General features: G+C 60.7%; 6 protein-coding genes and 1 riboswitch. Of the genes, 2 read left to right on the top strand and 4 right to left on the bottom strand.

The window, feature by feature from the left end:
* Positions 1-69 precede the first annotated feature (69 nt).
* Complete coding sequence (locus AB5Y85_RS08120) at positions 70-2,517, bottom strand: ABC transporter permease (protein ID WP_257687051.1); 2,448 nt, start codon at positions 2,515-2,517, stop codon at positions 70-72.
* A gap of 36 nt (positions 2,518-2,553) precedes the next feature.
* On the bottom strand, positions 2,554-3,249 hold the full coding sequence (locus AB5Y85_RS08115) for an ABC transporter ATP-binding protein (RefSeq protein ID WP_021229711.1): 696 nt from the start codon (positions 3,247-3,249) through the stop codon (positions 2,554-2,556).
* 56 nt (positions 3,250-3,305) lie between these two features.
* On the opposite strand from AB5Y85_RS08115, the gene AB5Y85_RS08110 reads away from it, so the two are divergent.
* Entirely contained in the window at positions 3,306-3,917 is a 612-nt protein-coding gene (locus AB5Y85_RS08110) for an arylesterase (RefSeq protein ID WP_257687052.1), read from the top strand.
* Positions 3,918-4,099: 182 nt separating this feature from the next.
* Here AB5Y85_RS08110 and AB5Y85_RS08105 read toward each other — a convergent pair whose 3' ends face one another.
* The gene (locus tag AB5Y85_RS08105) at positions 4,100-5,044 is read right to left on the bottom strand and encodes a chemotaxis protein CheV (protein ID WP_005335238.1); all 945 of its coding nucleotides are present in this window, start codon (positions 5,042-5,044) and stop codon (positions 4,100-4,102) included.
* Between the two features lie 139 nt (positions 5,045-5,183).
* Positions 5,184-8,213: a glycosyl hydrolase family 18 protein gene (locus AB5Y85_RS08100; RefSeq protein ID WP_257687053.1), complete on the bottom strand. Its 3,030-nt coding sequence runs from the start codon at positions 8,211-8,213 to the stop codon at positions 5,184-5,186.
* A 116-nt stretch (positions 8,214-8,329) separates the two neighbouring features.
* A riboswitch (cyclic di-GMP riboswitch) is annotated at positions 8,330-8,412 on the bottom strand.
* 293 nt (positions 8,413-8,705) lie between these two features.
* Here AB5Y85_RS08100 and AB5Y85_RS08095 point away from each other — a divergent pair.
* Positions 8,706-10,895, top strand: a complete 2,190-nt coding sequence (locus tag AB5Y85_RS08095) for an ExeM/NucH family extracellular endonuclease (protein WP_257687054.1) — start codon at positions 8,706-8,708, stop codon at positions 10,893-10,895.
* The last annotated feature ends 127 nt before the right edge of the window (positions 10,896-11,022 follow it).

The raw sequence follows: 11,022 nt of genomic DNA, 5'->3' as shown, positions 1-11,022 counted from the left end.
ATGGCCGGGCAGCTTGTTTATTGTGGCTGCGCTATTGCACCTTGTGTGCATCGGCTCGCGCTGGCGGGATTACAACAACCCCTGGCCCAGACCCCGCAGCCGATCGCTCAGGGTGCCAGCCAGCAGCTGGCGCTGCATCCCCTGCCCCGCCAGCGTCACCAGCAGCGCCCCCAGCGTTGGCAGGCCGAGCCAGATGGCCCAGTGGAACTGCCACTGCCCCTCGAACCACCACCACTGCAGGCCAAAGGAGCAGAGCTCCACCACCATGGCGGCACAGAGCCCCGCCAGCGCACCACTGGCCACCAGCTCCCAGCGCAGCATCTTTTTCAGCAGGTCGCTGCTGGCCCCCAGGGTGCGCATCAACAGCAGCTCGCGCCGACGCTGAGCCATGCTGGCCTGGGTCTGGGTCAGCAGCACCAGCAGCGCGGCCACTGTCACCAGCCCCAGCATCAGCGCCAGCGCCCTACTCACTTGCTCCGAGACCTGAGTGAGCCGCGCAATCAGGTCATCCACATCGATAAGACTCACCGTGGGGTGACGGCGGATCAACTCCACCTCGGCAGAGCGCCCCGCCTCGGGCAGCCGGTAGCTGCCAAGCCAAGTGCTTGAGAAAGGGGCCAGCAGATCACCGGAGAAGATCATGTAGAAGTTGGGGCGCATGTTGTCCCACTTTATGCTGCGCAAACTGGTGACCTTGGCGCCGAAGCTGCGCCCCTCGATGGTAAAAGCGAGCATGTCCCCCAGCTTGATATCGAGTCGCTTGGCCAACTCGCTATCCACCGACACCTCGCCGGGCCCGGCAAGCCATTTCCCGGCCACCAGTTTGTTGTCGATTGGCAGGGTTGCCGTGGTAGTGAAGTTGAGCTCCCGATCGACCCCCTCGCGGCCACTGCTGGCCCCCTCGCCCACCGCCTCACCGGCGATATGGGTCAGCCTGCCGCGCACCATGGGGTAGAAGTCGGAGGTGTTGGCCCCGGCCGCCGCCAGTTCGCTCAGGATCCCCTCCCGCTCGTTCTCCGCCACATTGACCAGAAAACGGTTGGGCGCATCAACCGGGAGACGGGCTGAAAACTCATCCAGCAGATCGACCCGGGCCGCCCAGAGCAAGCCAAACAGCATCAGCGCCAGCGCAAAGCCCGCCAGCTGAAACAGGCCGCTGCTGCGCTCGCGCGACAGGTGGGCGAGCGCCAACCGCAAGGCATGAGGCCCGCTCACTTTTACTCCCAGCCGCAACATCAGCGCCGCCAGCAGGGCCAGCAGCCCCATCAGCAAGCCCATGCCACCCACCAGACCCAGCGCCAGCCGCACATCGGCGGTAAAGCCCCAGACCAGCGCAAACAGCCCGAACAGGCCGACCGGCAGGGCCAGCCAGGGGGGAATACCCGCCTCCAGCTCCCGGCGCAATACCCGCAGCGGCGGCACCTTCAGCAGACGCAAGAAGGGCACAAAAGCGAGCAACATGGTGATAAAGAGCGCTACCGCCACCCCCAGCGCAAAGGGGCGCCAGGAGGGGGGTGGCAGATCCGGCGGCAGCAGGTCCCCCAACAGTTGCAAGGTGATCCACTGCATGACGGTGCCCGCTACCAGACCCAGCAGCGCACCGATCAGCGTCAGCGACAGCAGCAGGGTTCCCATCAGTTGCCAGAGCGAGCGACGGGATGCCCCCAGCGTCTTGAGCAGCGCCACCATATTGGTCTGGCGCTCGGCAAAGTGGCGCACCGCAATCCCCATCGCCAACGCCCCCAGCAACACCCCGCTTAGCGAGGCGAGCCGGAAGAAACGCTCGGCATTGGCCAACGAGCGGCCCACTTGGGATTCGCTGTCATCCGGTTTGATCCACTTCTGTCCGGCCTGCAATTGCGGCAGCAGCCATTGCTCGTAACGGGCCAGCGACTCTCGCGGCCCCTTGAACAGATAGCGCCACTGCTGGCGGCTGCCGGGGAGCAGGGCGCCGGTCGCCTCGATATCGGCACTGTGGATCAGCGCACGCGGCGCCAGCAGGAAGGGGCTGAAGCCCTGATCCGGCTCCTCGCCAAGCAGGCCTGCCACCTTGAGCACCGTATTGCCCACCTCCAGCTCATCCCCCGTTTTAGCCTTGAGCAGCTGCATCACCCGGGCGGAGAGCCAGATCTCGCCGGGAGCCGGGGCGCGGGCAGGTTCCAGAGTGAGCTTGCCGTAGAAAGGGAAACCGTCGGGCACAGCCCGAATGGAGGCAAGCTGCAGCGCGTCGCCGTGAAACAGCATGCTGTTGAAGCTGACGGTGGTCTGCACCGCCAAGCCATCCTGTTTCGCTCGGGCCAGCCAGCCATCCGGCAGCGCAGCGGCAGTGCGCAACACCCGATCCGCTCCGATAAAGTCGCGGCCCGACGCCTTGAGTCCGGCATCGAGCCGATCCGCCACCAATGCCACACTCAAGACACACGCCACGCTAAGCGCTAGCGCCAGCACAAACCAGCGCAGCTCGCCGCTGAAACCTTCCCGGCGCAGCAGTCGCCATCCCAATCGCCACTGCATCATCCCTTGCATCTCCCGCCTGACCCGCAGCTCACCCCGTTACACCACATCATGGGCCACCTCGCGATCCAGCCGACCCGCCGTCATGACCACTTGCCGCTGGCAGCGTTCGGCCAGCTGATGGTCATGGGTTACCACCACCAGGGTGGTGCCGTGCTTGCGATTGAGTTCAAACAGCAGCTCGATCACCTTCTCGCCGGTCTTGCTGTCGAGGTTGCCGGTCGGCTCGTCTGCCAGCAGCAGGCTGGGACGGGTCATAAAGGCGCGAGCAATGGCCACCCGCTGCTGCTCACCGCCGGAAAGCCGTGGTGGCAGATGGTGCAACCGCTCGCCAAGCCCGACCGCCGCCAGCAGTTCACGGGCTCTTGGCTCGCAATCCCGCTCGCCGCGCAACTCGGCGGGCAGCATCACATTCTCCAGCGCCGTCATGGTCGGGAGCAGCAGGAACGACTGGAACACAAAGCCGATCTGCTCGGCGCGCAATCGGGCCCGCCCCTCCTCATCCAGCTCACCAAGGGATTTGCCGAGGATCTCGATCTCCCCCTGACTCGGCAGATCGAGCCCGGCCAGCAATCCCAGCAGGGTGGACTTGCCGGAGCCGGAGGCACCGACCAGAGCCACCGTCTCGCCGCTATTGACTTGCAGATCGATCCCTTCAAGGATGGTGAGGCTTTCCTGGCCGAGGCGAACCGATTTGCCGAGGCCCTTGACGACAATAATGGGGGTTGAACTCATGCTCTGTATCCTTTGTTCCAATTCCTTGATGACAATCCATAGCGGGAGTTGAATTGATGGTGCGTATTCTGCTTGCCTTGTTCGTTGGCCTCGGCAGCCTGCTCTCGTCGGCTCAGGCCCAGACCCTGCTGGTGCTGGGAGACAGCCTGAGCGCCGGCTATCAGATGCAGGTTGAGCAGAGCTGGCCCGCCCTGCTCAACCAGAAATGGCAGGAGGAGGGGGGCAAACACACCCTGCTCAATGCCAGCATCAGCGGTGAAACGACCCAGGGGGCGCTGGCCCGTCTGCCTGCGCTGCTGAAGGAGCACAAGCCGGACTGGCTGCTGATCGAACTGGGGGGCAACGATGGCCTGCGCGGCTTCGCACCGACCATTACCCGCCAAAATCTGGCCAGCATGATCGCGCTCGCCAAGGAGCAGCAGACCCGTGTGGTGTTGACCCAAATCCAGCTGCCCCGCAACTACGGTGCCCGCTATCTGCGCCAGTTCGAACAGATCTTTCCCGAGTTGGCCCAGGCTAACGATCTGCCCCTGCTGCCCTTCTTTATGGATGATATTGCGCTGCGCCCTGAACTTATGATGAACGATGGTATTCATCCCACCCCGGCGGCCCAGCCCCAAATCCGCGATAAAGTTGCCCGCTTTATGGAGCCGCTGCTCAGCCAATAAACCCGCCGCCTATCGCCAATATCCCATAACTAAACATCCCGCCAAAATCGGATGTTTTGAGCGGTCGACGATCTCTGCGTGGCACCTTGATTCAACCAATTCATCGCCAATACCCAATAACAACACATCCCGCCGAAGCGGGATGTGTTGTTATTGATTTAGCATAACCGGCAGGCAGCGTCTCAGCTTTCCAGTACCTGGCGCAGCCGCTCCTGGGCCACGCCGACCAGCAAGTCGGGCTGGAATTTGGAGATAAAGCGGTCGCACCCCACCTTCTTGACCATGGCTTCGTTGAAGTTGCCGCTCAGGGAGGTGTTGAGGGTGATAAAGAGATCGGACATACGCGGATCGCTGCGTACCTCGTGGGTCAGGCGGTAGCCGTCCATCTCCGGCATTTCGGCATCGGTGATCATCAGCAGGATCTCGTCGGTCACCTTCTTGCCAGCATCGCACCACCCCTTGAGCAGGGTCAGCGCCTGCAAACCATCCTGACACTCGATCACCTCAAGCCCAAGCTGACCCAGGGTCTCGCGCACCAGATTGCGGGCGGTGCTGGAGTCATCGACGATCAGCACTTTGCGGCCATGCATCTCGGGTAGGATCTCCCGATCCAGCACCTCTTCAGAGATGCGGATGTCATAGGTGATGATCTCCGCCAATACCTTCTCCACGTCGATGATCTCGACGATCTGATCCACTCCATCTTCGGGAATGCGGGTGATGGCGGTGAGGTAGTTGGCGCGCCCGGCAGAGCGCGGCGGCGGCAGGATATCCTTCCAGGTCATGTTGACGATATTGGCCACCTGCCCCACCAGAAAGCCCTGAATGGTACGGTTGTACTCGGTGATGATGAGGTTGGATTCACTGTCGATGGGCATGGGGCGCATACCGATGGCGCTGCGCAGGTTGATCACCGGGATCGAGGTACCGCGGATATTGGCCACCCCGCTGATATTGTGATGGGAGCCCGGCATCTTGCTCAGATGGGGCAACTTGACCACTTCCCGTACCTTGAAGACGTTGATGGCGAACATCTGACGGGTGCCGAGACGAAACATCAACAACTCGAGGCGGTTTTCACCCACCAGTTGAGTTCGTTGATCAACGGAATCCAATATACTCGCCATACGCTGATATCCATCTGATTATTAATCGACTCTATTATAGAGGCTGCCCGCCAGGAAAGGCAGGCGCATTTTCAACCAGAGCGACCAACCAGACAAAAAAAGTGAGGCCGAAGCCTCACTTATCTCATTGATTTTAAAATCAATAGCTACAGACAGACTTCCAGCTGCCATCGGTTGCCTTGGGCTCGCTGCTGGTCCACCAGTTTGCTTGCCACACTACCTTGTTATGGGTAATGCGATCGCCGCCATTGGCATGATCCCCCTGCGGCCAGCTCGGATAGGCCTTGTAGGCCGCCGGATTGACGTTCTGGCTGCTGCAGCTGGTGCCCGGATTCTCGCCGCCACCCGAGCCCAGCACGGCCTCCGGCAGGGTCGGGAACTCGGCCTTGAGACCTATGGTCTGGCTGCCACTGATGATGCGCATACCGCTCGGCACGCCAGCGGCGGGCAGGTAGTAGGTCATGGCGACTTCAATCTCGGCCCCCGGTGCCAGAGTCTGCCATCCCGGCAGGTTCATGGCGACCTTGTGGAAGTCCCTCTCGCCCGCAATGCCTTCCGAGTTGTCGTTGCCACCGCTCTCCACCACTTTCAGCCCCATGCCACTCTGATCCGTGATGGTGTCTGAGGTGGAGGTGGGCACCAGAAACTCGATGCGCGCGCCGCCCGGAATAGTCTGGGTCGACTTGTTGACCAGCTTGAGTTTCGGGTTAATCGGGTAGTTTGAGTCCCCTTCCTTGAAGCCGGAGAGGCTGACCTGGATGTCGAGCTGGGCGCTCGGCGCGGCCAGATCATTCTGCTTGGTGTTGTACGGAGTTGCCTTGGCAAACTTCTCATAAGCCAGGGTGGTCAGGGTACTGCCCATGCCGTACTCGTTCTTGGCCGGATCGAAGGCGTAGTCACCCGCCATCTCCCAGAACATCACGCCACCCAGACCGCGCTTGATGATGTAGTCGAGCTTGTGGCCCATTGACTCTTCATCTTCGGTTGAGAGGAACACCTTCTTCTCTTCGTTCCACAGCCAGGGCGCGTGGGCCTTCTCATCGTAGTAACGCACATACTTGCCCTGCATCACGTGAGCCGGATTGTTGGGATCCAGACCCCAGGCCGTGCCGTAGCTGGGCAGAGTCGTGATGCCGAGGCTGGCCGCATTCTCCAGGTTCTTGGCATGCCACATGGGCACGGCGCCACCGCCGATCTCTTTGCCGTTCTTGTCGAGATCATGCCAGATGTTGTCGATGCCGACCGCCCCGTTGCCGCACGGAATGGTGCTGCCACCTGTGCCCGGCTGGCACTCGTTCTGGCTCGGCAGGGCTGCCTTGCCACCCAACCCATGACTGCCACCGCTCACCCCCTGCCAACCGCGGGTGTAATAGGGCACACCGACGTTGATCTTGCCAGCCGCCAGCGCACCGCGGAAGTAGTGGGCAGACCAGGCGGCGTTGAGGTAACCGATACCGCCAAACTGGGTCTGGGTATAGACGCCCCAGTGAGAGAGCTCGGGGTCGGCATTGTTGTCGAACAGGGCCGCGTTGTGACCAACAAAGTGGTTCCAGGCGCCGTGGAAGTCATAGGTCATCAGGTTGACGTAGTCGAGGTACTGGGTGACCTGGAAGTTCTCCATCCCGCGCAGCAGATAGGCAGAAGCCGGTGAGGCGATGGTCAGCATATACTTGCGGCCATCTTCGTTACCGGCGTTGTCGAGCCGCGCCCGCAAGGTCTTCATCAGCACCTCGTAATTGGCAAACAGCTTGGCCCGGCACTGGTTGGAGAGCGGGAAATCGTTGGGGTTGCCCGCATCCTTCATCGAGGTGGGGTATTCGTAGTCGATATCGACCCCGTCAAAACCGTACTGGCGGATAAAACTCACCGCCGAGTCAGCCAGGGTATTGATACCGGCAGTATTGACCGAGCAGTCACCCTTGGTAGTGGCGGTGTAGAAGCCGCGGGTATCGGCCCAGCCGCCGACCGAGATGAGGGTCTTCACGTCCGGATACTGCTTCTTGTACTTCGACAGCAGGTTGAAGTGGCCCTTGTAGGCGAATTCAGGATCCATCTCGGCACCCGGCACGCCATCCCAGGTCATCTTGGTGGCTGCATCGTCCACCTTGATGGTGTGGCTCTGCTCATCCACCGCCGCGAAGGCATAGTTGATGTGGGTGATCTTGTTCCATGGAATATCGCTCACCAGATAGGCGGGCAGGCTGTTCTTGCCGGTGCGCCAGGAGGTGAAGTAGCCGATGACCCGGCGGGCATGGTCATCCCCCATGCACTCGTAGCCATCCGGGCGATAGACCTGGCGAATGTCACAAGAGAGGTTGCCACCGGTGGGCGGCAGCGCGGCCTCCTCGACATTGACGGTCACTGCCGCCGACTCGCCGCTCAGATTGCTCCTGTCAGTGGCCACCAGCTTGAGGGCGGCACTGCCTTTGGCATCCGGCGTCCAGTTCACCTGCCAGGGGGCAGTGGTATCTTCGCCCACCTTCTTGCCGTCGACATAGAGCTCGACTTTGGCCACATCGTTGTTGGCATCGGTGACGTTACCGCTCACCGCCACACTGCGACCCAGCGTCACCTTGGCGCCATTGGCCGGGCTGCTGATGCTCGCCTTGGGGGCCTCTGGCGCCACCACGGCGGCGACGTTGAAGCTCGAATCCGCTTCGCTCAGTACCTTGCCATCTTTATCCAGCGCGCGAGCCTTGAGGGTATGGGCCCCCACTCCGGCGGCGCTCCAGCTGGCACTCCAGGGCGAGGCGCTCGCCGTGGCGACCAGCTTGCCGTCGACAAGATATTCCACCCGGGCCAACGCCGTTACCGGGCCGCTCAAGGTCACCGCCAGCGCCACGCTGGCTCCTTCATTAAAACTGGAACCGGCAGCCGGTGAGCTGACGGCTACACCGAGCGCCGGAGGGGGCACCTCGCCACCATAGGGCTTCCAGGCATCTGCCCAGACCACCCCGACACCCGGCTCATAGTGATAGGGGGATGCCCCGCACCAGCCTGAATAGGGAAATTCTTTGCATTCATAGAGGGCACCGACGTTGCTGACAATATCGCCAGCCTTGTAGGCAGTACCGGATTTATAGGCGGGATAAGCGGCCTGAGCCCACGCGGGCGCAGCCGCAAGGGCGACCAGCATGGCAAGCCTGCTGGGTCTGAAGAGCTGTTGCATATTGTTATCTTCCTTGTTTTGTCTTGGCATTGGTCACCAAGGCAAAGAACAATCGCAACCTGCATGATGGGCGCAGACAACTGGCAATGGACCTGCCACACAAACCACCCCTCACCCAGGGAAACCCCGCTATCTGGATCCACGATCGAGACCGGAAGCATTGCGCCCCGACATCACTGCCGGTTTGCCCTTTACCTGGGTTCCGTGAGGAACGAACCCAGTATAGGAAGGCGACAAGATCCCCTCAATCTTTATTCTCAAAGAGAATTATCCCCTGCCACGAAAGCGTCATGATCACAGGGTTAGAATTGATTGAATTATCAAAAAAATCATACTGTTACTGGGATCATAAAAACGCTTTTCCTCATCTTCCCAGATTCGTTTAATGTGCGTTGGCTCACTGGTATGACATGCCAGAAATGTGACAATGCGCGCCCTTGGTCAACGAGCCAAGGCTATGGAATCACTGGCAAAAATAAAAAAGGAACACCTATGAAAGGTACTCGTACCCTGCTGTCGCTGGCCGTGGGGCTGGCGCTTGCATCCTCAGGCGCCCATGCGGCATTTGTCTGCCCGTCCGATCCGGCTCAACTCACCCCCATCCCGACCATTCAGGGCACAGGCTCCGCCAGCGCGCTGGCCACCAAGACCGTGACCGACAAGAACGGCAATGTGACCGGTAAAATCAGTACGGGCACCTTCAACGTTCGCGGTATCGTGACGACGCTGGGCCAAAGCCTGACCAAGGGTTTCTATCTGACCGACCCGGTGGGCGATGGCAATGCGGCCACCTCTGATGGCATCTTTGTCTATCTGAACGACAAGGACTTCGCGACCAAATATAAAGACGTCAAACCGGGGAGCGAAGTCTGTCTGGAAGCACAGGTGCAAGAATTTTACGGCGGCACCCAGCTGACCCCGTTAGTCGACAAGGCCACCAAAAAAGCCCACTTGCAAGTCACCGCACAAGGGCTGAATGTGCCGACCAGCGTACTGCAGGTGAATGAAGGGGGGACGCTGGCTCAAGCGCTCAATCGCCACGAAGGGATGCGGGTACGTCTCGACAGCAGCAGTGACCTGCACCTGAGCCGCAACTACGGCTTCGACTACAAGGTCTATCGCAACAACGTAGAGTTGGCCCACAAAACCCCGCTGATCAAACCGACCCAACTTCATGTTGCCAACAGTGCGGACGCTGTCGCACTGGCCACCAAAAATGGCAGCAACCGTCTGGTGGTTGAGTCTGATTACAAAGCACCGGATGGCGTACTGCCCTGGTTCCCGAGCTGGGATGCCGATCAGGGATATCTGCGCATCGGTGATCAACTGACCGGGCTGGAGGGGGTAATCGTCTATAACAAGGATGCCTTCCGTCTGGTAGTACCGAGCGATGTCACCCTGACTGCCGGCGCCCTGCTGCGCAGCCCTGAAGAGGATCGTCAAGACGCGCCGGCTCGCCTCTCTGGCAGCGATCTGCGGATCGGCAGCTTCAACGTGCTCAACTACTTCACCAGTCACTCCAGCATCGGCGGCGCACTCAATATCCTGTGCAAGGATCAGGCGGATGCCGACAACGCCAAAGGTTGCAACCGGGGTGCCAAGAGCCAGCCCGAGTTCGAGAAGCAGCGCACCAAGATCGTCAATGCCATCACCGCAATGGATGCCGATCTGCTCGGCCTGATGGAGATGGAGAACAACGGCTTCGAGGATAACTCGGCCCTCCACAATCTGGTGACCCGCCTCAACGAACAGCAGAAGGATGCGAGCAAACACTACGCCTATGTGCGTCTGCCGATCACAGCCCTTACCGATGGCAAGTTCTTCGGCGGCGACGCCATCATGGTGGCGATGATCTACCGCCCTGCCCTGCTCACCCCCAGCGGAGATGCCAGCGTCATCAAGCTGCCGGAGCAGCGCTACACCACTGGTGGTGTGGCCAAGACAGCCGGTCAGCGCGACTCGCTGGTTCAGACCTTCACCCTCGCCAAGAGCAAGGAGCCGCTGACGCTGGTGGTCAACCACCTCAAATCCAAGGGGTCAGGCTGCTACGAAAATGGCGATGGCAAGACAGAACCGGCCGACCTGCAGGGCAAGTGTACCGAGTTCCGCGTGAGCGCGGCCAAGGTGCTGGGTGAGGCGGTCAGCAAACTGCCGGGCCAGGTGCTGCTAGTTGGCGACTTCAACTCCTACGCCAAGGAAGATCCGATCCGGGTGCTTACCGACTACAACCCAGCCACCAGCGAGCGGAAGATCGTATCGGCCTCTCACACCTTTATCGGTGAGCAGTCCTATGAACAGCTCGGTCGCGAAGTGACTCGCAGCTACGGCCTGATCGATCTCAACGTCAAATTCAACAAGGAGAAAGCCATCTCCTACAGCTACGACGGGGAGCTGGGCACCCTGGACTATGCCCTCGCCAACCCGGCGCTGGCCAGCAAGGTGGCAGGTGTCGCCGACTGGCACATCAACTCCTTCGAAAGCTCCCTGTTCGAGTACGGCAGCAAGTACACCGGCTCCCTGCTCAAGTCTGACAACCCCTTCAGTGCCTCCGACCATGATCCCATCATCGTCGACCTGAGACTGGAGAGCGATGCCACCAAACCGGACACCTCCTCAGGCGGTGGTGCACTGGGACTCGGCCTGCTGGCCCTGTTACCGCTGGCCTGGCGACGTCGCCGTTAACCCCAAGCGCATCTGAATAGTGCAAGCAAAGCCCGCGAGTCTCGCGGGCTTTTTCATTCAGGTCATTGGATTTACAAATGAAAGGCGCGGGCGTATGGAGAAAATAAATGATGGAGAAAACAAAAAG

The sequence above is a fragment of the Aeromonas sp. R3-1 genome, from assembly GCF_040908345.1.
In the GTDB taxonomy this organism is placed as follows: Bacteria; Pseudomonadota; Gammaproteobacteria; order Enterobacterales; family Aeromonadaceae; genus Aeromonas; species Aeromonas veronii.
This window is presented reverse-complemented; position numbering and strand designations above follow the sequence as displayed.

What these genes read in the sequence shown, in the direction of transcription:
- AB5Y85_RS08120 (WP_257687051.1), bottom strand. Translation starts at nt 2,517, where the DNA reads ATGATGCAGTGGCGATTGGGATGGCGACTGCTGCGCCGGGAAGGTTTC.
- AB5Y85_RS08115 (WP_021229711.1), bottom strand. Translation starts at nt 3,249, where the DNA reads ATGAGTTCAACCCCCATTATTGTCGTCAAGGGCCTCGGCAAATCGGTT.
- AB5Y85_RS08110 (WP_257687052.1), top strand. Translation starts at nt 3,306, where the DNA reads ATGGTGCGTATTCTGCTTGCCTTGTTCGTTGGCCTCGGCAGCCTGCTC.
- AB5Y85_RS08105 (WP_005335238.1), bottom strand. Translation starts at nt 5,044, where the DNA reads ATGGCGAGTATATTGGATTCCGTTGATCAACGAACTCAACTGGTGGGT.
- AB5Y85_RS08100 (WP_257687053.1), bottom strand. Translation starts at nt 8,213, where the DNA reads ATGCAACAGCTCTTCAGACCCAGCAGGCTTGCCATGCTGGTCGCCCTT.
- AB5Y85_RS08095 (WP_257687054.1), top strand. Translation starts at nt 8,706, where the DNA reads ATGAAAGGTACTCGTACCCTGCTGTCGCTGGCCGTGGGGCTGGCGCTT.